Annotated in this window: 21 protein-coding genes; 14 read left to right on the top strand and 7 right to left on the bottom strand. The window is 71.1% G+C overall.

Annotated elements, in window-relative coordinates:
* Nucleotides 1-80: 80 nt before the first annotated feature.
* From ACFPQ9_RS00275 to ACFPQ9_RS00265, 3 genes are all read left to right on the top strand, one after another.
* A complete protein-coding gene (locus ACFPQ9_RS00275) occupies nt 81-1,283 on the top strand; it encodes an acetyl-CoA C-acetyltransferase (RefSeq protein ID WP_380844523.1) in 1,203 nt (400 codons plus the stop codon).
* Between the two features lie 38 nt (nt 1,284-1,321).
* Complete coding sequence (gene meaB / locus ACFPQ9_RS00270) at nt 1,322-2,278, top strand: methylmalonyl Co-A mutase-associated GTPase MeaB (RefSeq protein WP_359045793.1); 957 nt, start codon at nt 1,322-1,324, stop codon at nt 2,276-2,278.
* Nucleotides 2,279-2,526: 248 nt separating this feature from the next.
* Nucleotides 2,527-3,774, top strand: a complete 1,248-nt coding sequence (locus tag ACFPQ9_RS00265) for an MFS transporter (protein WP_380844520.1) — start codon at nt 2,527-2,529, stop codon at nt 3,772-3,774.
* A 16-nt stretch (nt 3,775-3,790) separates the two neighbouring features.
* Here ACFPQ9_RS00265 and ACFPQ9_RS00260 read toward each other — a convergent pair whose 3' ends face one another.
* Nucleotides 3,791-4,447, bottom strand: a complete 657-nt coding sequence (locus ACFPQ9_RS00260) for a PepSY domain-containing protein (protein ID WP_380844517.1) — start codon at nt 4,445-4,447, stop codon at nt 3,791-3,793.
* A gap of 116 nt (nt 4,448-4,563) precedes the next feature.
* Here ACFPQ9_RS00260 and ACFPQ9_RS00255 point away from each other — a divergent pair, with 116 nt between their 5' ends.
* Together ACFPQ9_RS00255 and ACFPQ9_RS00250 are read left to right on the top strand one after the other, a co-directional pair.
* On the top strand, nt 4,564-5,232 hold the full coding sequence (locus ACFPQ9_RS00255; RefSeq protein WP_380844514.1) for a response regulator transcription factor: 669 nt from the start codon (nt 4,564-4,566) through the stop codon (nt 5,230-5,232).
* Nucleotides 5,229-6,656, top strand: a complete 1,428-nt coding sequence (locus ACFPQ9_RS00250) for a sensor histidine kinase (RefSeq protein ID WP_380844511.1) — start codon at nt 5,229-5,231, stop codon at nt 6,654-6,656. The genes ACFPQ9_RS00255 and ACFPQ9_RS00250 overlap by 4 nt, the downstream gene beginning before the upstream one ends.
* Nucleotides 6,657-6,693: 37 nt before the next feature.
* On the opposite strand, the gene ACFPQ9_RS00245 is transcribed toward ACFPQ9_RS00250, so the two are convergent.
* The 4 genes from ACFPQ9_RS00245 to ACFPQ9_RS00230 form a co-directional block, all read right to left on the bottom strand.
* The gene (locus ACFPQ9_RS00245) at nt 6,694-7,170 is read right to left on the bottom strand and encodes a MarR family winged helix-turn-helix transcriptional regulator (RefSeq protein ID WP_030950111.1); all 477 of its coding nucleotides are present in this window, start codon (nt 7,168-7,170) and stop codon (nt 6,694-6,696) included.
* A gap of 101 nt (nt 7,171-7,271) precedes the next feature.
* A complete protein-coding gene (locus ACFPQ9_RS00240) occupies nt 7,272-8,072 on the bottom strand; it encodes an AIM24 family protein (protein ID WP_380844508.1) in 801 nt (266 codons plus the stop codon).
* On the bottom strand, nt 8,069-8,719 hold the full coding sequence (locus ACFPQ9_RS00235) for an AIM24 family protein (RefSeq protein WP_380844505.1): 651 nt from the start codon (nt 8,717-8,719) through the stop codon (nt 8,069-8,071). The genes ACFPQ9_RS00240 and ACFPQ9_RS00235 overlap by 4 nt, the downstream gene beginning before the upstream one ends.
* A gap of 1 nt (nt 8,720) precedes the next feature.
* On the bottom strand, nt 8,721-9,353 hold the full coding sequence (locus tag ACFPQ9_RS00230) for an AIM24 family protein (RefSeq protein WP_380845175.1): 633 nt from the start codon (nt 9,351-9,353) through the stop codon (nt 8,721-8,723).
* Nucleotides 9,354-9,588: 235 nt separating this feature from the next.
* Here ACFPQ9_RS00230 and ACFPQ9_RS00225 point away from each other — a divergent pair, with 235 nt between their 5' ends.
* The 9 genes from ACFPQ9_RS00225 (at nt 9,589) to ACFPQ9_RS00185 (ending at nt 15,691) form a co-directional block, all read left to right on the top strand.
* Complete coding sequence (locus ACFPQ9_RS00225; protein ID WP_380844502.1) at nt 9,589-9,933, top strand: DUF3817 domain-containing protein; 345 nt, start codon at nt 9,589-9,591, stop codon at nt 9,931-9,933.
* On the top strand, nt 9,930-10,223 hold the full coding sequence (locus ACFPQ9_RS00220) for an MTH1187 family thiamine-binding protein (RefSeq protein WP_380844499.1): 294 nt from the start codon (nt 9,930-9,932) through the stop codon (nt 10,221-10,223). Before ACFPQ9_RS00225 ends, ACFPQ9_RS00220 begins: the two co-directional genes overlap by 4 nt.
* 294 nt (nt 10,224-10,517) lie before the next feature.
* Entirely contained in the window at nt 10,518-11,627 is a 1,110-nt protein-coding gene (locus ACFPQ9_RS00215; RefSeq protein WP_380844496.1) for a SchA/CurD-like domain-containing protein, read from the top strand.
* A 45-nt stretch (nt 11,628-11,672) separates the two neighbouring features.
* Nucleotides 11,673-12,125, top strand: coding sequence for a cupin domain-containing protein (locus tag ACFPQ9_RS00210; protein ID WP_380844493.1), 453 nt, complete (start codon nt 11,673-11,675; stop codon nt 12,123-12,125).
* Nucleotides 12,122-13,393, top strand: coding sequence for a beta-ketoacyl-[acyl-carrier-protein] synthase family protein (locus tag ACFPQ9_RS00205; protein WP_380844490.1), 1,272 nt, complete (start codon nt 12,122-12,124; stop codon nt 13,391-13,393). The genes ACFPQ9_RS00210 and ACFPQ9_RS00205 overlap by 4 nt, the downstream gene beginning before the upstream one ends.
* Nucleotides 13,390-14,640: a beta-ketoacyl synthase N-terminal-like domain-containing protein gene (locus ACFPQ9_RS00200; RefSeq protein ID WP_380844487.1), complete on the top strand. Its 1,251-nt coding sequence runs from the start codon at nt 13,390-13,392 to the stop codon at nt 14,638-14,640. Before ACFPQ9_RS00205 ends, ACFPQ9_RS00200 begins: the two co-directional genes overlap by 4 nt.
* Nucleotides 14,641-14,659: 19 nt before the next feature.
* Nucleotides 14,660-14,926: an acyl carrier protein gene (locus ACFPQ9_RS00195; protein ID WP_380844484.1), complete on the top strand. Its 267-nt coding sequence runs from the start codon at nt 14,660-14,662 to the stop codon at nt 14,924-14,926.
* Nucleotide 14,927: 1 nt separating this feature from the next.
* A complete protein-coding gene (locus ACFPQ9_RS00190; protein ID WP_380844481.1) occupies nt 14,928-15,383 on the top strand; it encodes an SRPBCC family protein in 456 nt (151 codons plus the stop codon).
* Nucleotides 15,368-15,691, top strand: a complete 324-nt coding sequence (locus ACFPQ9_RS00185; RefSeq protein WP_380844478.1) for a TcmI family type II polyketide cyclase — start codon at nt 15,368-15,370, stop codon at nt 15,689-15,691. Before ACFPQ9_RS00190 ends, ACFPQ9_RS00185 begins: the two co-directional genes overlap by 16 nt.
* 56 nt (nt 15,692-15,747) lie before the next feature.
* Here the strand turns inward: ACFPQ9_RS00185 and ACFPQ9_RS00180 are convergent, their stop codons facing one another.
* Entirely contained in the window at nt 15,748-16,716 is a 969-nt protein-coding gene (locus ACFPQ9_RS00180) for an amidohydrolase family protein (RefSeq protein WP_380844475.1), read from the bottom strand.
* 61 nt (nt 16,717-16,777) lie between these two features.
* The gene (locus tag ACFPQ9_RS00175; RefSeq protein ID WP_380844472.1) at nt 16,778-18,409 is read right to left on the bottom strand and encodes an FAD-dependent oxidoreductase; all 1,632 of its coding nucleotides are present in this window, start codon (nt 18,407-18,409) and stop codon (nt 16,778-16,780) included.
* Between the last annotated feature and the right edge of the window lie 109 nt (nt 18,410-18,518).

Below are 18,518 nucleotides of genomic sequence, written 5' to 3'. Positions count from 1 at the left end.
GGCACGGAGTGCCACTCAGTACATTCGAAGTAAACCCTCGTTCACTCCTCGGCAGTGCAGCCGGAAGGGGATCGCAGCTCATGTCTGGATCGAACAGCACGACCTCGGTGATCGTCGCGGGGGCGCGTACGCCCATGGGACGGCTGCTGGGCTCCCTCAAGTCCTTCTCCGGAGCCGACCTCGGCGGCTTCGCGATCAAGGCCGCCCTCGACCGTGCGGGGATCGGTGGCGACCAGGTGCAGTACGTGATCATGGGCCAGGTGCTCCAGGCCGGGGCAGGGCAGATCCCGGCACGCCAGGCCGCGGTCAAGGCCGGCATCCCGATGAACGTCCCGGCGCTCACCATCAACAAGGTCTGTCTGTCCGGACTCGACGCCATCGCGCTCGCGGACCAGCTGATCCGCGCCGGCGAGTTCGACGTGATCGTCGCGGGCGGCCAGGAGTCCATGACCAACGCCCCGCATCTGCTGCCGAAGTCCCGTGAGGGCTTCAAGTACGGCGCGGTGCAGATGATCGACGCGATGGCCCACGACGGCCTGACCGACGCCTTCGAGAACATCGCCATGGGCGAGTCCACGGAGAAGCACAACACCCGCCTCGGCATCCTGCGCCCCGAGCAGGACGAGATCGCCGCCCTGTCCCACCAGCGCGCCGCCGCCGCCCAGAAGAACGGCATCTTCGAGGCGGAGATCACCCCGGTCGAGATCCCGCAGCGCAAGGGCGACCCGGTCCTGTTCAGCAAGGACGAGGGCATCCGCGGCGACACCACGGCGGAGTCCCTCGGCAAGCTGCGCCCGGCGTTCTCGAAGGACGGCACCATCACCGCCGGTTCGAGCTCGCAGATCTCCGACGGTGCCGCCGCGGTCGTCGTCATGAGCAAGGCCAAGGCGCAGGAGCTCGGCCTGGACTGGATCGCCGAGATCGGCGCCCACGGCAATGTCGCGGGCCCGGACAACTCCCTGCAGTCCCAGCCCTCCAACGCCATCCAGCACGCCCTGAAGAAGGAGGGCCTGGAGGTCGCCGACCTCGACCTCGTCGAGATCAACGAGGCCTTCGCCGCGGTGGCCGTGCAGTCAATGAAGGACCTCGGCGTGTCCACGGAAAGGGTGAACGTCAACGGCGGAGCCATCGCCCTCGGTCATCCGATCGGTATGTCGGGTGCGCGGCTCGTCCTGCACCTGGCCCTTGAGCTCAAGCGGCGGGGCGGCGGCATCGGCGCGGCCGCGCTGTGCGGTGGCGGCGGTCAGGGTGACGCGCTGATCGTGCGGGTACCCAAGGCCTGAGTTCTCCTTTGTAGGACCCCTTTGTGAACGGAGCTGTGATGCAGGACGTCTCCACCCTGGTGGCCCAGGCCAGGGAAGGCCGGCCGCGGGCCGTGGCCCGGCTGATCTCCCTGGTGGAGGGGGCGTCCCCGCAGCTGCGGGAGGTCATGGCGGCGCTGGCCCCGCTGACGGGCAACGCCTATGTGGTGGGCCTGACCGGCTCACCGGGCGTCGGCAAGTCGACGTCCACCTCCGCCCTGGTGACCGCGTACCGCAAGCAGGGCAAGCGGGTCGGCGTCCTGGCCGTCGACCCGTCCTCGCCGTTCTCGGGCGGTGCCCTGCTCGGCGACCGGGTCCGGATGTCGGATCACGCCTCCGACCCCGGCGTCTACATCCGCTCGATGGCGACCCGCGGCCACCTGGGCGGCCTCGCCTGGGCCGCCCCGCAGGCGATCCGCGTCCTGGACGCGGCCGGCTGCGACGTGATCCTGGTGGAGACGGTGGGCGTCGGCCAGTCGGAGGTGGAGATCGCCTCCCAGGCGGACACGTCGGTGGTGTTGCTGGCCCCGGGCATGGGCGACGGCATCCAGGCGGCCAAGGCCGGGATCCTGGAGATCGGTGACGTGTACGTCGTCAACAAGGCCGACCGTGACGGGGCCGACGCCACCGCCCGCGAGCTCAACCACATGCTCGGTCTCGGCGAGTCCCGGGGGCCCGGTGACTGGCGCCCGCCGATCGTGAAGACGGTCGCCGCGCGCGCCGAGGGCGTCGACGAGGTCGTGGAGGCCCTGGAGAAGCACCGCGCCTGGATGGAGGAGCGCGGGGTCCTGGCCGAACGCCGCCGTGCCCGCGCCGCCCGCGAGGTGGAGACCATCGCCGTCACGGCCCTGCGGGAGCGGATCGCCGACCTGCACGGTGACCGGCGGCTCGGCGCGCTGGCCGAGAAGATCGTCGCCGGGGAACTGGATCCGTACCGGGCGGCGGACGAGCTGGTGGCGGGGCTCACTCAGGCCTGAGAGCTTTGGAAAGTGCCGCGATGTGCCGTCACTCGGCTGCTGGTTCGCCGTGGCTGGTCGCGCCCGCGCGGCGGAGCCGCAAAATGACACAGCCCCGCGCCCCTTTGGGGCGCTGACTGCTAGGTTGATCCACATGTACCTCCTCTTGGCATAGGGCACGCCCCGCCCACGTACGGTGCACGACCCCTCGGTCGTGACCGGCGTGGCGCATCGGCGTCCCCTTTTCCGCCTCGAGTCGAGGAATCTCCGTGTCTTCCACCTCTGTGGCGCGGCCTTCGTATGCCGCCGTCCTCCGGATCCCCCATGCCCGCCGCACCTTCGCCACCGCCCTGCTCGGCAGGCTGTCCTACGGTGTCGCCCCGCTGTCCGTGATGCTCGCGGTGACCCGGGCCTCCGGGTCGTACGCGGTGGCCGGTGTGGTGATGGCGCTGTTCTCCGGTACCAGCGTCTTCCTGTCGCCCGCGCGGGCGGCTCTCATCGACCGGCACGGGCCGCGCCGGGCGCTCGTGCCGATGGTCGCGGCCCACTCGGCGCTGCTCGGGCTCCTCGCGGTGCTCGTGTGGCGGCCGGGGGGCGCCTCGCCGCTCGTCCTCGGGGTCGTGACCGCCTTCGCCGGGGCCTGTACTCCGCCGCTCGGCCCCACCATGCGCGCGGTGTGGGGGCGGCTGGCCCCGGACCGGGCGCTGCTGCAGCGGGCCTACAGCCTCGACGCCGTCGCGGAGGAACTGCTCTTCGTCTCGGGGCCGTTGCTGGTGGGCGTGCTCGTCGGGTTCGCCCCGCCGGCGGCCGGGGTGCTCCTCGGGGCGGGGCTGATGGTGGTGGGGACGGCCGGGTTCGTGTCCTCGCCCGTGGTGCGCGCGGTGCCGGCCGGCGGTCGCGCGCCGGGGCCGCGCAAGGCCGGGCGGGGCGTGCTGCGCGGCCTTGCGCGGCCGGTGCTCGCCGCCGCGGGTGTCGGCCTCGCCCTGGGCGTGCTCGATCTGCTGGTCGTGGCGTTCGCCGAGGGGAGCGGCCATGGCGCCGGCAGCGCCGCCTGGGTGCTCGCCGCCCTGTCCGCCGGAAGCGCCGTCGGCGGGCTGCTCAACGGGGCCGTGGCATGGCGGTCCGCCGCCGGGACGCGGCTGGCCGCGCAGGCCGCCGGACTGGGGCTGGCACTGTGCGGTGCCGCACTGGCCCAGGGGCTGGGCACCCTCGCCGTGGCGGTCGCGGCCGCCGGTGTCTTCGTGTCCCCGCTGATCACCACCGCGTATCTCATCGCCGACGAGACCGCGGCGCCTGCGGCCCGGGTCCGGGCCGGGGCCTGGGTCAACACGGCCGTCAACGCGGGCGGTACGGCCGGTGCCGCGGCGGCCGGTGTGCTGGTCGGGTGGCTGCCGGTGGGGGTGTGCTTCGCGGTCACCGGGGGCGTGCTGGTGCTGATGGCGCCGGCCGTGGCACGCGGGACGACGGGACGCGAGAAGGGGCACGGGATGTCCCGTACCCCTGAGGTCACGCTGTGACGTGAGGCGCCCGGCGTCAGTCGTCGTCGCGGTCGTCGTGGTCGCTGTCGTCGTGGTCCTGGGTGACCTTGCCCGTCCCCAGGTCGACCTTCCACTCGCCCTTGGTGGTCTCCACGCTCCAGGCCGCGGGGCCGTCGTCGTCGAGGTCGACGTCGGTGACGGTGCCCTTGGCGGCCGCGGCCACGGCGGCCTCGCGGGCGTCGACGTCGGCGCCCTTCAGGGCGGCCAGGTCCTTGCGGGCGTCGTCGTCATCGTCGTCGTCGCGGTGCGCGCCGAGGACCTTGCCGTCGCTCGCGGAGACCCTGACGTCGTGGTCGGTGCCGTCGCCCTTGACGACGCTCACCTCCCACACCTGGGAGCCGTCGTCGTCCAGGTCGGCGCCGACGGCCGTGCCCGGAGTGTGCTTCAGCGCGGCGGCGACGGCGTCGGCGGCCGTGATCTTCGCGGCGGCCGAACGGACCTCGGTGCCGTCGTCGTCCCGGTCGTCCCGGTCGTCGTTCCGGTCCTCGGCGGTGTCGTCCGCGCTGTCGTCCCGGTCGTCGGCCACCCGGACGCTCGACTGCCGCTGCGTGGCCGCGCCGTCGTCGTCACCGGCGGCGGCGTAGGCCGCGACGGTACCGCCCCCGATCAGGGCCGCGGCGGCGACGGTGGCGATGACGATGTTGCGCTTCATCCCGGTTCCTCCCGAGTCGTTCTCGTTTCGACACCGCTCAATCTGCCGAACCGACGCTGAGGGGAACCTGAAGGACCCTGAAGAGATCTTCAGCTTGGCTTTGCGAACCTTGACGCATGCGCCTGTTGATCGTGGAGGACGAGAAGCGGCTGGCCCTGTCGCTCGCCAAGGGACTGACGGCCGAGGGATACGCCGTGGATGTCGTCCACGACGGCCGCGAGGGTCTGCACCAAGCCTCGGAGGGGTCGTACGACCTCGTGATCCTCGACATCATGCTGCCCGGCATGAACGGCTACCGCGTCTGCGCCGCGCTGCGCGCCGCCGGCCACGAGGTGCCGATCCTGATGCTCACCGCCAAGGACGGCGAGTACGACGAGGCGGAGGGGCTGGACACCGGCGCCGACGACTACCTCACCAAACCGTTCTCGTACGTCGTCCTCGTCGCCCGTGTGAAGGCGCTGCTGCGGCGCGGGGGACAGGGCGCCGGGGCCTCGCCCGTGCACGTCCACGGCGACCTCAAGGTCGACACCGCCGCCCGCCGGGTCTTCCTCGGCGAGGCCGAAGTGACCCTCACCACCAAGGAGTTCGCGGTCCTGGAGCAGCTCGTGACCCGGGCCGGCGAGGTGGTGTCCAAGGCCGGGATCCTGGAGCACGTCTGGGACTTCGCCTACGAGGGCGATCCCAACATCGTCGAGGTGTACATCAGCACCCTGCGGCGCAAGCTGCGCCCCGGGCTGATCCGGACGGTGCGCGGCGCCGGCTACCGGCTGGAGAGAGAGCGATGAGCAGGGTCTTCGGCTCGGTCCGGTCCAGGGCCACGCTGGGCGCCACCCTCGTCGTCGCCGTGGCGCTGGTCGCGGCGGGGGCGGCGGTGCTGCTGTCGCTGCGGTCCAACCTGATGGAACAGGCGGGCAACGAGGCGCAGCGCACCGCGCAGAACGTCGTGGCCCAGCTCGCCGCCGGCAAGGCCTACGACCAGCTGGATCTGGACGACGAGAGTCCGGTCCAGGTCGTCGACGCCGGCGGCAGGCTGGTCGCCGCCAGTGACGACCTGGAGCGGATCAGCGGCACGGCCACCGACGCCGTCAAGCCGCAGCCGCAGTCGGGCGGTACGGGCACGGGGACCGGCACGGGCGACGACGACGATGACGACGCGGACGACGACAGCGCCCGCGGTGAGGCCGGTGAGATCGGCGAGGGGACCGAGTTCAGCGACGGCTCCGCGACGATCGACGGCGAGAGCGCCGACTACCGCTTTGCCGCGGTCCCCGTGAAGGCCGGCGAGCGAGGGCCGCTGACCGTGTATGCCGGGGGCTCGCTGGACGCCGAGCAGAGTGCCGTGAACACCGCGCTCACCGTCATGCTCATCGGCTTCCCGCTGCTGCTCGGCGTGGTCGCGGGCGTCACCTGGCTGGTCACCCGGCGCGCCCTGCGCCCGGTCGAGGGCATCCGGGGTGAGATGGCGGCGATCACCGCGTCCGAGGACCTGGCGCGCCGGGTGCCGGTGCCGGGCACCCACGACGAGGTCGCCCGCCTCGCGCTGACCACGAACGAGACCCTGGCCGCCCTGCAGACCTCGGTCGAGCGGCAGCGCCGCTTCGTCGCCGACGCCTCGCACGAGCTGCGCAGCCCGATCGCGTCCCTGCGCACCCAGCTTGAGGTGGGCGTCGCACACCCCGAGCTGCTCGACCTGGACGGTGCGGTGGAGGACACCGTACGGCTCCAGGGGCTGGCCGCCGACCTCTTGCTGCTCGCCCGGCTGGACGCGGGGGAGCGGCCCGGTGACGCGCGGTTCGACCTCGGTGCGCTGGCCCGCGAGCAGGCCGAGGGCCGGGCGGGGGTGACGGTCGAGGCGCGGTCCGCGCGGGTGGCCGGGTCGCGGGGGCAGGTGGGGAGGGTGCTCACCAATCTGCTGGACAACGCCGGGCGGCACGCACGCTCGGCGGTCACCGTGACCGTGCGTACGGAAGGGGCCTGGGTCGTCGCGGCGGTGGCCGACGACGGGGACGGGGTGGCCGAGGCCGACCGGGAGCGGATCTTCGAGCGGTTCGTCCGGCTCGACGAGGCCCGCAGCCGCGACGACGGCGGGGCCGGGCTGGGACTTGCCATCGCCCGTGACGTCGCCGTACGGCACGGGGGCACGCTCACCGTGGGCCGGGCGCCGGCCGGCGGAGCCCTGTTCGAACTCCGCCTGCCGCAGGCGCAGTAGGCACCGGGGTCGCCGGAGCCGTGGGGGTCCGCTCGGGTTACGGACGTCCCCGCTGGCCGCGCAGGTGTTCCGCGATCGGTTTGAGGGCCTTGTCGAGCTCGGTCAGGGAGTCGGGTGAGAGCAGGTCGATGAAGTGCCTGCGGACGGACGCCACGTGGTGCGGCGCGACCTTCTGCATCGTCTCCATACCGTGATCGGTGAGGACCGCGTAGAGGCCGCGGCGGTCGGACTCACAGTTCTCACGCCGGACCAGGTTCGCGTTCTCCATCCTGGTGATCTGGTGGGAGAGGCGGCTCTTGGACTGCAGGGTGGCGGAGGCGAGGTCGCTCATCCGCATCCGTACGTCCTCCGACTCGGAGAGGTTCACCAGGATCTCGTAGTCGTTCATTGTCAGGCCGAACGGCTGCAGGTCCTTCTCGAGCTGGTACGTCAACAGCCTGTTGACCTCCAGGTGGGTGCGCCAGGCGCACTGCTCCGCATCGGTCAGCCAGCGAGTGGCCGTCTCGGTCTCCATGAATGAAGTCTACCTAAGAAGTTGAAAGGCGAACTAGTGAGGGTTTCCTGTGACATGGCCGTGTGTGCACACGTTCGATGTCACACTCCGCAGACTACCGCTCACAGCCCGAAGCGACGCTGGAGGTCCCCCAGCTGTCCGGGAAGGCGCGGTGCCCCGGCCATTTGTGAAGGGCCTGTGTGGGCGCCACCGGAACCGGGTACACCGGCGCCCGGCGGGACCGCCCCCGTGGCCTGCTCGGCCATGAGGGTCTCGGTCGACTGGAGCAGGACGGTGCCGGCCCCGACGAACTCGAACTGATGCTCCTCCCCGGAGGCCCCTCCGAGGCCCGTCAGTGCACGTAGACCGCCCATTACGCCGGTCATGTAGCCATGGTCGTAGTGGTGGCACGGAGAGGGGCAGTCGGCCCAGCCGACGAGCGCCTGCGGATCCACCCGGATCGGGGGTTCCATGAACACCACCGGCCCGTTAGATGCAGCCACGAACTTTCCGGTTCCGATGAGTGTCAGAAAACCCGGCACGATCGATTGCTTGAGTGCAAGAGTTGGCTGAAAAGCGAGCAGGTTGCCCGAGCGAATGGTCAGGTTGCCGTCTTCGAGGTCGTACGAATTCACGTCGAAGGCCCGGTCGGCCAGCAGCATCTTCCCGGAGCCCGCCGCCACCACCCAGTCACTCGCGTGCAGTGGCGAATGAAAGGACGTACGGACGAGTCGGTCGAGTCGGCCGTGCCCGACGCCGTTGAAGTCGATCGAGCCGTAGTAGGCGATCATCTTCCCCTTCTGCAGGAACCACTGGCTGCCCTTGAGTTCCACGCAGAAGGTGTAGGCGTTGACGTTGTCGTCGGAGGGCAGCGAGGCCGGGTCGAGGACCGTGGGGCCGCCGGGGGTGGGGTAGGTGCTCACAGCTTTTCCTCCGACGCCTGGACGTAGACGGCACCGCTGCCGCTGAGCTCCAGCTGGAAGGCCTCGCCGGAGCCACGGCCCACCATGTCGCGCCAGCCGAGCGCGGTGGACAGCTTGTTGCGTACGTCGCCGTGGTGGGCGACATAGGCCTGGGGGTCGACGTGGACCGGGCGCTGCGGGGTGATCGGGATCTCGAAGACGCCGCCGTGCGCCATGACCGCCACCGCGCCGTGCCCCTTGAGGGTGGTGGTGAACAGCCCCTGTCCGGAGACCTGGCCGCGCACCATGCCCATGACGCCGCCCTGCGAGCCGAGGAACATCGTGCCCTGCTGGAGGGTGCCCTCGAAGGCCAGGAGGCGGTCCGCCTCGACGCACAGGGTGTCGCCGGCGAGGTGGATGACCTGCACATGGTGGCCGCCGTGCCCGAAGAGCACGGTGCCGCTGCCCTCGACGGTCATCAGCGGGGTGTCCTCGTTCGCCACCCGGCGCCCGATCATCGACATGATCCCGCCCTGCCCGCCCGACATGTTGGGGGTGAAGGACACCTCGCCCTTGTAGGCGAGCATCGCGCCGCGCTGACTGAACAGCCTCTGGCCCGGCATGACCGTCGCCTCGACCATCTTGGAGTTGATCTCGCGGAAGGCCATGTCAGACGTCCCCCGCGATCGTGTTCCGCTCACTCGGCTGTACGTACACCAGGCCGTCCCCCTCGAACCGGATCTGGAAGGCCTCGCCCCCGCCCTCGCCCATGAGTGTGCGGAACGTCACACCGGACTGGAACGACTGCCGCAGGTTCCCCTGGTGGGCCACATACGCCCCCGGGTCGACGGTCAGCGGGTACTGCGCGCTGACCCGCAGCACCACGGCCGGCCCGTCCGACATGATCGCCGCCTGTCCGTGTCCCTCGACGGTGGTGGTGAACAGGCCGTTGCCCTGTGAGGCGCCGCGCAGCCCCGTGAAGGAGGTACCGGTGCGCAGCCCGGCGTCGGTCGCGAGCAGATTGCTCGACTCGACGTACAGCTTGTCGCCCTGAAGGTTCACGAGGTTGATCTCGGAGGCGCGGTCGGCGAACCAGCACGTCCCGTGCCCCTTCACCTCCATCACCGTCATCTGCTCACCGGTGAGCCGCCGGGTCACCATCCCCCGGATGCCCTCACCGCCGCCGCTCATCTTCTTGAAGGCCATCTGACCGTCGTACGCGACCATCGAGCCGTTCTTCGCCTTCACGGCGTCCCCGGTCATGTCGACGGCGAGCACCTTGCTGCCCTGGAGTCGGAACATCGCCACGCAGCGAAGGTAAACCGCAGGTGCCCGCCACCGACAGATCCGTGAGGCTGACTTCACCCCTGACGAGACCCTTATGCCCCGGCGACCCCTGGGCCCCGGAGCGGGGTCCGACCCCGGGCCCCGAGCACCTCCCGCGGTTTGCCACAATGGACGAGCGTTTGTGCTTGCGTTCACAAGCTGAGCCGGGCCGACCGACATCTCTCCCAACCGACCCCACCGAAGGTGACCCGTGGACATCAAGACCGCCACCTCCCTCCGCCGCCTGCGCCTCGTCTCGGCCCCCGAGGCGGTGTCGTTCCTGCTCCTGCTGCTCTGCTCGGTGCTGAAGCGGACCACGGACTTCAACGCGGTGCCCGTGATGGGCATGGTCCACGGCATGCTCTTCGTCCTGTACGTGGTCTTCTGGGCGGACGCCTGGAACCGTGCCAAGTGGCCGCTGGGGACCGCGGCCCTGTACTTCGTCCTCTCCGTCCTGCCGACCGGCGGCTTCTTCGCCGACCGCAAGCTCAAGCGTGAGGCCGAGGACGCGGTCATCGCCTCCCGCGCCCGCAAGGAAGGGATCGTCGGCGCATGATCGTCGCGTTTTCCGTGACACCGCTCGGCGTCGGCGAGGACGTGGGGGAGTACGTCGCCGACGCCGTCCGCGTGGTCCGCGAGTCGGGCCTGCCCAACCGCACCGACGCGATGTTCACCTCGATCGAGGGCGACTGGGACGAGGTCATGGACGTCGTCGGGCGTGCCGTCGCCGCCGTCGAGGCGCGGGCGCCGCGGGTGTCCCTGGTCCTCAAGGCGGACATCCGCCCCGGAGTGACGGACGGTCTCACCTCCAAGGTGGAGACGGTCGAGCGCCACCTCGCCGAGTAGCCGGGCGCGGGAGCCGTCCGGCGGCTCCGCGACCCGTGTTTGTCCCCAAGTCCCCGTGCCGCACGGGGACTTCGGCGTTTCGGGGGCCGGGTGGGAACGGGCGTACGGTGTCATCCGGCGGTGCTCGCGCGCACGCATCCCGGCCTGCCCGGCGGGCAGTTCCCTCAATTGGCCCGCGTGGCTCGCGGACCCCAAGGCCCTGTCCCACGATGAAGGCTCAGGGCCGAAACCCGCGTTCGCGCTGGTGGGACAGGGACGGCCGCCGCTTGCTCCCGCGAAGGAAGGGTCTGCCGGATGACCACTTCGCCCTACACGTCCCAGTCGGCGTTCGACGGCTCCAGGATGCGCGTCCTCCTGCTCGTCGACCTCCACGAGGGTGCCCAGCAACAGTTCCTGGACGCGTACGAGCAGATGCGTGACCGTGTCGCCTCGGTGCCCGGTCACCTCGGTGACCAGTTGTGCCAGTCCGTGGAGAACCCCTCCCAGTGGGTCATCACGAGCGAATGGGAGACCGCCCCTCCGTACCTCGCCTGGGTGAACAGCGACGACCACCTCGAGACGGTCCGGCCGTTGCAGAGCTGTGTGCGGGAGCTGCGCTCGATGCGCTACGGCATCGTCCGTGAGACCGGCGGCGACCGCCCGAAGTCCGGTGCGCTCCAGGCGGCCCCGCGCGAGGGCGACGGCGTGATCCGCCATGCCCTGACCTTCACCGTCAAGCCCGGCTCCGAGTCCAAGGTCGCCGAGGTCCTCGCCGACTACGCGCCGCCCGAGGCCCGCGTCGACGCCACCACACGGCTGCGCCGCACCACCCTGTTCATGCACGGCAACCGGGTGGTGCGCACCGTCGAGGTGGAGGGCGACCTGACCGCGGCGCTGCGCCACGTCTCCCGCCAGCCCGAGGTGCGGGCCGTCGAGGAGGCCATCAACCCGTATCTGGAGCAGGACCGGGACCTGACCGATCCCGAGTCCGCCCGGAACTTCTTCATCCGTGCCGCCACCCCGCCCGTCCACCACGTGGCGCGCGGCGGCCCGGAACCCGGCGACCTCACGCGCAAGGCCCTGTACTACCCGGCCAAACAGGGCTGCGGGACGGCGCTGGCCAGGCTGCTCGCCCGGCAGGACGAGGCGGCCGCGGCCGACCCCGCGTCCCCCGTGCACCGCAGCACCGTCTTCCAGCGCGCGGACATCGTCGTCCGGCTCATCGACGTACAGGGCGATCCCGAGACCGATCCGGAGATGGCGCTCGGCATCCACGGCCCCAGGAAGGCCGCCGTGCTGGCCCGGCTGCTGGACGGCGAGGCGATCGGCGTCAGCGGGCCGCTCACCGGCGCACGGGACGCCAACCGGCTCCTGGCGCACGCCGACATGGCGCTGATCACCGACCGCAGGGCCGCGCAGTCCTGACGGCGCGGGGACCGACACCTCTTCGAACGACCTGGAGACAGAACCATGGACAAGATGCGCCCGCGCGTCGTGGACGTCAACGAGATCGAGCCCAACCGCAAGCGCGGCGGCGACCTTCGCACCCTGCTCACCCCCGTCACGGTGGGCTCCACGAGCGGCTTCATGGGCCTGGCCATCATGCGGCCCGGCGAACGCATCAGCGAGCACTACCACCCGTACTCCGAGGAGTTCATCTACGTCGTCGAGGGCCGGCTGGAGGTCGACCTGGATGGCGAAACGTTTCCTCTCCGTGCCGACCAGGGCCTGATGATCCCCATCGACATGCGGCACCGCTTCCGCAACGTCGGTGACGAGGAGGCCCGGATGGTCTTCCACCTGAGCCCGCTGGCGCCCAAGCCGAGCCTCGGCCACGTCGATACCGAGGCCCCGGAGATCAGCGACGACGTCCAGGCGTACCCGCTCGTCCAGGGGGAGGAACGCCCAGGGGTGCTGTCATGACCCGGCGCGTGGCGGTCACCGGCATAGGTGTGGTCGCCCCCGGCGGGATAGGGGTACCGGCGTTCTGGGACCTGCTGTCCAACGGCCGTACGGCGACCCGTGGGATCACCCTGTTCGACCCCGAGGGCCTGCGTTCGCGGATAGCCGCCGAGTGCGACTTCGACCCGCTCGCGCACGGCCTCGACCGGGACGTCGTCGAACGCGCCGACCGGTACATACAGTTCGCCCTGGCCGCCGCCGAGGAGGCGGTGACCGACAGCGGTGTCGACTTCGCCGCCGAGAACCCCTGGCGGATCGCCGTGTCCCTGGGCAGCGCGGTGGGCGGCACCACCCGCCTGGAGCACGACTACGTCCTGGTCAGCGCGGGCGGACAGCGCTGGGACGTGGACCATCGTGCCGCCGAGCCCGAACTGCACCGGGCCTTCTCGCCCAGCACCCTGGCGGCCGACGTCGCCGAACGGTTCGGCGCCCAGGGCCCGGTGCAGACCGTGTCCACCGGCTGCACCTCAGGACTCGACGCCGTGGGCTACGCCTTCCACACCATCGAGGAGGGCCGCGCCGACATCTGCATCGCCGGCGCCTCGGACTCCCCGATCTCCCCGATCACCATGGCCTGCTTCGACGCCATCAAGGCCACGTCGCCCAACAACGACGACCCGGAGCACGCCTCCCGCCCCTTCGACGCCCACCGCGACGGCTTCGTGATGGGCGAGGGCGCCGCCGTCCTCGTACTGGAGGACCTGGAGCACGCCCGCGCGCGTGGCGCGCACGTCTACTGCGAGATCGGCGGCTACGCCACCTTCGGCAACGCCTACCACATGACCGGTCTGACCAGTGAGGGTCTGGAGATGGCAAGGGCCATCGACGAGGCGCTCGCCCACGCGCGCGTGGACCCCACCGAGATCGACTACGTCAACGCGCACGGCTCCGGCACCCGACAAAACGACCGGCACGAGACCGCCGCCGTGAAGAAGTCCCTGGGCAGCCACGCCTACGAGACGCCCATGAGCTCCATCAAGTCCATGGTGGGCCACTCGCTGGGCGCGATCGGCGCGATAGAGGTCGTGGCCTGTGTCCTCGCGCTGGCCCGGCAGATGGTGCCGCCGACGGCCAACTACGAGACCCCGGACCCCGAGTGCGACCTGGACTACGTCCCGCGCACCGCACGCTCCCGCCGGCTCGACCATGTGCTCTCCGTGGGCAGCGGCTTCGGCGGGTTCCAGTCCGCGGTGCTCCTGACGGGGCCGAGTGGGAGGAGACGACGATGAGTGGTCCACGCGCCCGGCAGACCGCCGTCACGGGCATCGGCGTGGTCGCGCCGGGCAGCCTGCACGCCGACACGTACTGGAAGAACGTCAAGGAGGGCGCGAGCGTCCTCGACCGGGTCACCCGCGAGGGCTGCGAGCAACTGCCGCTCCGCGTCGCCGGCGAGGTCCGCGGCTTCGACCCGTCGGCGCTGATCGAGGAGACCTTCCTCGTCCAGACCGACAAGTTCACCCACTTCGCGCTCGCGGCCGCCGACGCCGCCCTGGCCGACGCGGGGCTCACCAAGTCCGCCTGGGCCGATGCCCCGTACTCCGTCGGAGTCGTCACCGCGGCCGGGTCCGGCGGCGGTGAGTTCGGCCAGCGCGAACTCCAGAAGCTGTGGGGGCAGGGCTCCCGGTTCGTCGGGCCCTACCAGTCCATCGCCTGGTTCTACGCGGCCAGCACCGGCCAGATATCCATCCGCAAGGGCTTCAAGGGCCCCTGTGGTGTGGTGGCCAGCGACGAGGCCGGCGGCCTGGACGCCGTCGCGCACGCCGCCCGCGCGGTGCACCGCGGCACGGACGTGGTCGTGGTCGGCGCGGCCGAGGCTCCGCTCGCCCCGTACTCGGGGGTCTGCCAGCTCGGCTACCGCGAGCTCAGCACCGTCGAGGACCCGGCCCGCGCCTACCGTCCCTTCACCTCGGCGGCCTGCGGCTTCGTACCCGCCGAGGGCGGCGCGGTGCTGGTCGTGGAGGACCTGGAGCGGGCCGGGCGCCGGGGCACGGCCGTCCGCGCCACCGTGGCCGGACACGCCGCCACCTTCACCGGCGCCTCGCGATGGGACCGGTCGCGGGAGGGGCTCGCGCACGCCATCCGTGGCGCCCTGGACGAGGCCGGCTGCGCACCGGAGGAGATCGACGTGGTCTTCGCCGACGCGATGGGCGTCCCCGAGGCCGACCGCGCCGAGGCGCTCGCCCTCGCCGACGCCCTCGGCCGGCACGGCACCCGGGTGCCGGTCACGGCCCCCAAGGCCGGCATCGGGCGGTCGTACTGCGGCGCGCCGCTGCTGGACATCGTGGCCGCGGTGCAGGCCATGGAGCACGGGCAGATCCCGCCGACGCCGGGTGTCTTCGACATCTGCCACGACATCGACCTGGTGACCGCCACGGCGCGCCCGGCCGAGCTGCGCACGGCCCTGGTCCTCAGCCGGGGACTCATGGGCTCCAACGCGGCGCTGGTCCTGCGCCGGGGTCCGGCGCAGGACGCCTAGAAAGACAAGGAGAACCCTCATGACCACGGAAGTGACCCAAGTGACCTTCGAGGAACTGTCCGCGCTGATGAAGAAGGCCGCCGGTGTGACCGTCGACCCCCGCGACCTGGAGAGCCGGGCGGACGTCCCCTTCGGCGAGTTCGGACTGGACTCGCTCGGTCTCCTCGGCATCGTCGGTGAGCTGGAGAACCGGCACGGCCGGGCGCTGCCCACCGACGCCGAGCGCTGCAAGAGCCCGCGCGCCTTCCTCGACCTCGTCAACGGCACCCTCACGACAGGAGCCTGAAGTGGCCGGACACACCGAGAACGAGATCACCATCAACGCTCCCTTCGACCTCGTCTGGGACATGACGAACGACCTGGACCGCTGGCCGCAGCTGTTCAGCGAGTACGCCTCCTGCGAAGTGCTCTCCCGCGAGGGCGACACGGTGACCTTTCGGCTGACCATGCACCCCGACGAGAACGGCAAGGTGTGGAGCTGGGTCTCGGAGCGGACCGCCGACCGCGAGAAGCGCATCGTGCGGGCCCGCCGCGTCGAGACCGGACCCTTCGCGTACATGAACATCGTGTGGGAGTACGAGGAGACGCCGGCCGGCACCCGGATGCACTGGACGCAGGACTTCGAGATGAAGCCCGACGCCCCGGTCGACGACGCGTGGATGACGGACAACATCAACCGCAACTCGCCCATCCAGATGGCCCTGATCCGCGACCGAGTGGAGGCGGCATGCACCACGGCCTGATCGTCGCCAGGATGTCCCCGCACTCGGCCAAGGACATCGCGGGTGTCTTCGCGGACTCCGACCGGGGCGAACTCCCGCACCTCGTCGGGGTGCGGCAGCGCTCCCTGTTCCAGTTCGGCGATGTGTACATGCACTTCATCGAGGCCGAGCAGGACCCGGGGCCCGCCATCGCGAAAGTGGCCGGGCACCCCGAGTTCGTCGGCATCAGCAAGCGGCTCGAAGCCTTCGTCAGCCCGTACGACCCCGAGACCTGGCGGAGCCCGAAGGACGCGATGGCGCGCTGCTTCTACCACTGGGAGAAGCACTGACCGAACGAAGGGGGCCGCCGCCCGGACCCGGGCGGCGGCCCCCTTCGTCCGTCCGGCTACGACCGCGCGAGCGCCGGCATCAGCCGCAGCGCGTTCTCCCGGTTGATGCGCTGGAGCAGTTCCTCGGACAGACAGGCGTCGCCGTCCAGGGCCGGCACCACGCTGTCGACGAGGACATGGCCGGGCGTGGGCGGCCAGTCGGTGCCGAACAGGATGCGGTCCGGGTCGACCGTCGCCAGCAGGGTGGGCGTGGCCGAGGGGGACATGGGGCCCGCGGTGTCGAAGTAGAACCGGTGCAGATGGTCCCGGACCCGGCCGGGCTCGATCGGGGGAGTGATCCGCCCGCCGAACAGGTCGAGCCGGGTGGCCATGTAGGGCAGGAAGCCCCCGCCGTGCGGCAGGATGAAGCTGAGGTTCGGATAGCGGTCCAGGGTGCCGTTGCGGATCAGGTTGATGGCCGCGCGCGTGGTGTCCAGCAGGAAGTCGCACACGAAGGGCGGCATGCCCGCCAGCCCCGCGCCGCCGTCCCTCCCCCCGGCCGGCACGTCCATCGGGTGCGTGCTGATGACCGCGTGCCGCTCGTTCAGCTCCTGGAGCAGACGGTCGTGCGACTCGTCGCCGAGGAAGACGCCGTCCATGCTCGTACGTGTGCTCACCCCGATGGCGCCGAGCTCGTCGAGGCCGTGACGCACGCTCCACGAGGAGAGCTCCAGGTCGTCGAGGAAGACGGGGGTGAAGAAGGCGAAGCGGCTGGGGTGGGCCTCGACGACGTCGGCCGCGGCCCGCAGGGCGACCCGGGCGCTCTCCTGGCGCTCGGCGCGCTCACGGAGCCGGCCCAGCATGGCGACGGTCATGACGGAGGTGGCGATCCCCGTCTTGTCCATGATCTCCAGCGCCGCGTTCAGGTCCCAGCGGGTCCACCAGGGCAGCTTGTCGCGGCGGACGACACCGCGCGCCTCCGCCCAGTCCAGCCAGGCCGGCGCGGTGAAGTGATGGTGGACGTCGATGCGTCCGGCAAGGCTCATGACCACATCCTCGGGGTGGGGTGTCGAGAAGGGGAGGAACACACAGGGGCCGGCAGGGGCTTCAGTCCCGGCAGAGCACGCCCTGCATCACTTTCGTCAGGACGCGATCGGCGTCCGGCATCGCCGCGTCCGCCCGCCAGGCGACGAAGCCGTCGGGGCGTACGAGCACGGCGCCGTCCTCTGCCGTGCCGTGCAGCTCGGCCCAGTCGGCGTCCGGATCGGGGGCCAGGTCGTGATCGGGGCCGGTCCCCACCAGGTACGCCTCGACGGGGACGCCCAGGTTCAGGGAGGCCCGCTCCACCGCGACCCGCCACTTCTGCCCGCCGGACCCGGCGAGCAGCACGAAGGAACGCTCGTACAGATCGAGCGTGGAGATCCTGGTGTCCCCCCGGGTGACCCACATGTGCGGAGCGCGGCTGCCCGGCTCGCCGCCGAGGTGGAAGGCGTCGGGGACGATCGGCCGCTCCGGCGGGGCACCGACCACCGCGTTGGAGGCGTACCGGTAGCACAGGGCGACCGTCATCAGGTCCCCCGGATCGTCGTTGCGTCCGGCGCCGGGGCTGAAGCCCGGGTGCTGCTCGTCGGCAGCCTGCACACACGCGCGCGTGCCGGTCGCGAGGGCGACGGGCCGGCGTTCGAGCTCATAGCTGTCGAGCAGCGACGGGCCGGCCCAGCCGCGCAGTACCGCCGCCAGTTTCCAGGCGAGGTTGTGACCGTCCTGGATACCGGTGTTGGAGCCGAACGCCCCGGTGGGCGGCATCTCGTGGGCCGCGTCCCCGGCCAGGAAGACCCGGCCCTGGCCATAGTTGTCGGCGACCCGCTTCGAGGCGTGCCAGGGCGCCCGGCCGGTGATCTCGACGTCGATCCCGGGTACGCCGACGGCGGCCCGGATGTGGGTCGCGAGCCGCTCGTCGGTGAAGTCCTGAAGCTCCTCACCCCGGTCGGGGCGCCAGGGCACATGGATCACCCAGCGTTCCTCGTTGTCCACCGGAAGCAGGGCGCCCTCGCCCTCGGGGTCGGTGACGTAGCAGACGACGAATCGTTTCTTTCCTACGTGGTCCTTCAGGGCCCTGCTACGGAACGTGACGCTGACGTTGTGGAACAGCTCGCCCGGCCCCGACTGGCCGATCCCCAGGTGGTTGCGGATGGGGCTGCGGGGGCCGTCGGCGGCCACCAGGTACTCGGCGTTCACCGTGTAGGTCTCGCCGGTGTCCCGGTTCCTGATCCGGGCCTCGACACCGTCGCCGTGCTCGGCGAAGGAGAGCAGCTCCGAGCTGAAGCGGAGGTCGGCACCCTGCTCGCGGGTGTAGTCCAGCAGCACCGGTTCGAGGTCGTTCTGGCTGCACAGGCACCAGTCCGAGGAACTCACCCGGGAGATGTCCATGCCGCCGGAGATGTCCCCGATGATCCAGCGGCGCTGCTCCCCGGTGAGCGTGTCCACCTGGAGGATGCCGTCGTTGCCGGCGAGGACGCGGGCGGCGTCCCGGATGCGTGACTCCAGACCGGCGGTCCGGTAGATCTCCATGGTGCGCACGTTGTTGCCGCGGCCACGTGGATGCGTCGATGTCGCGGCATGGCGTTCCACGAGCATGTGCTCGATACCGAGGCGGCCCAGGAAAACCGAAGTGGAAAGACCCACCAGGGATCCGCCGACGATGAGAACTGGTACAGATTCCGCTTGGTGTCCGCTCACGAGGTCGATGTTTACCAAGTCGGGCAGCGACACACACGTGTTGCGGCGAGCCGACCCATATGGCGCAGCGCCGTTTGCGGCGCGGTTCGGCCCGGGAAACGGTGGCTCT

The organism is Streptomyces coerulescens, assembly GCF_042657965.1.
Lineage (GTDB): Bacteria > Actinomycetota > Actinomycetes > Streptomycetales > Streptomycetaceae > Streptomyces > Streptomyces coerulescens.
Note: the sequence above shows the minus strand (reverse complement) of the source record. Positions and strands in the feature narration are given on the sequence as shown.

Excerpts from the sequence above, each read along its gene's own strand:
- ACFPQ9_RS00230 (WP_380845175.1), bottom strand. The coding sequence starts at position 9,353 with ATGTTCCGACTCCAGGGCAGCAAGGTGCTCGCCGTCGACATGACCGGG.
- ACFPQ9_RS00275 (WP_380844523.1), top strand. The coding sequence starts at position 81 with ATGTCTGGATCGAACAGCACGACCTCGGTGATCGTCGCGGGGGCGCGT.
- ACFPQ9_RS00250 (WP_380844511.1), top strand. The coding sequence starts at position 5,229 with ATGAGCAGGGTCTTCGGCTCGGTCCGGTCCAGGGCCACGCTGGGCGCC.
- ACFPQ9_RS00210 (WP_380844493.1), top strand. The coding sequence starts at position 11,673 with ATGGACAAGATGCGCCCGCGCGTCGTGGACGTCAACGAGATCGAGCCC.
- meaB (WP_359045793.1), top strand. The coding sequence starts at position 1,322 with ATGCAGGACGTCTCCACCCTGGTGGCCCAGGCCAGGGAAGGCCGGCCG.
- ACFPQ9_RS00180 (WP_380844475.1), bottom strand. The coding sequence starts at position 16,716 with ATGAGCCTTGCCGGACGCATCGACGTCCACCATCACTTCACCGCGCCG.
- ACFPQ9_RS00200 (WP_380844487.1), top strand. The coding sequence starts at position 13,390 with ATGAGTGGTCCACGCGCCCGGCAGACCGCCGTCACGGGCATCGGCGTG.
- ACFPQ9_RS00220 (WP_380844499.1), top strand. The coding sequence starts at position 9,930 with ATGATCGTCGCGTTTTCCGTGACACCGCTCGGCGTCGGCGAGGACGTG.
- ACFPQ9_RS00245 (WP_030950111.1), bottom strand. The coding sequence starts at position 7,170 with ATGGAGACCGAGACGGCCACTCGCTGGCTGACCGATGCGGAGCAGTGC.
- ACFPQ9_RS00260 (WP_380844517.1), bottom strand. The coding sequence starts at position 4,447 with ATGAAGCGCAACATCGTCATCGCCACCGTCGCCGCCGCGGCCCTGATC.
- ACFPQ9_RS00255 (WP_380844514.1), top strand. The coding sequence starts at position 4,564 with ATGCGCCTGTTGATCGTGGAGGACGAGAAGCGGCTGGCCCTGTCGCTC.
- ACFPQ9_RS00215 (WP_380844496.1), top strand. The coding sequence starts at position 10,518 with ATGACCACTTCGCCCTACACGTCCCAGTCGGCGTTCGACGGCTCCAGG.
- ACFPQ9_RS00205 (WP_380844490.1), top strand. The coding sequence starts at position 12,122 with ATGACCCGGCGCGTGGCGGTCACCGGCATAGGTGTGGTCGCCCCCGGC.
- ACFPQ9_RS00195 (WP_380844484.1), top strand. The coding sequence starts at position 14,660 with ATGACCACGGAAGTGACCCAAGTGACCTTCGAGGAACTGTCCGCGCTG.
- ACFPQ9_RS00235 (WP_380844505.1), bottom strand. The coding sequence starts at position 8,719 with ATGGCCTTCCGCGAGATCAACTCCAAGATGGTCGAGGCGACGGTCATG.
- ACFPQ9_RS00185 (WP_380844478.1), top strand. The coding sequence starts at position 15,368 with ATGCACCACGGCCTGATCGTCGCCAGGATGTCCCCGCACTCGGCCAAG.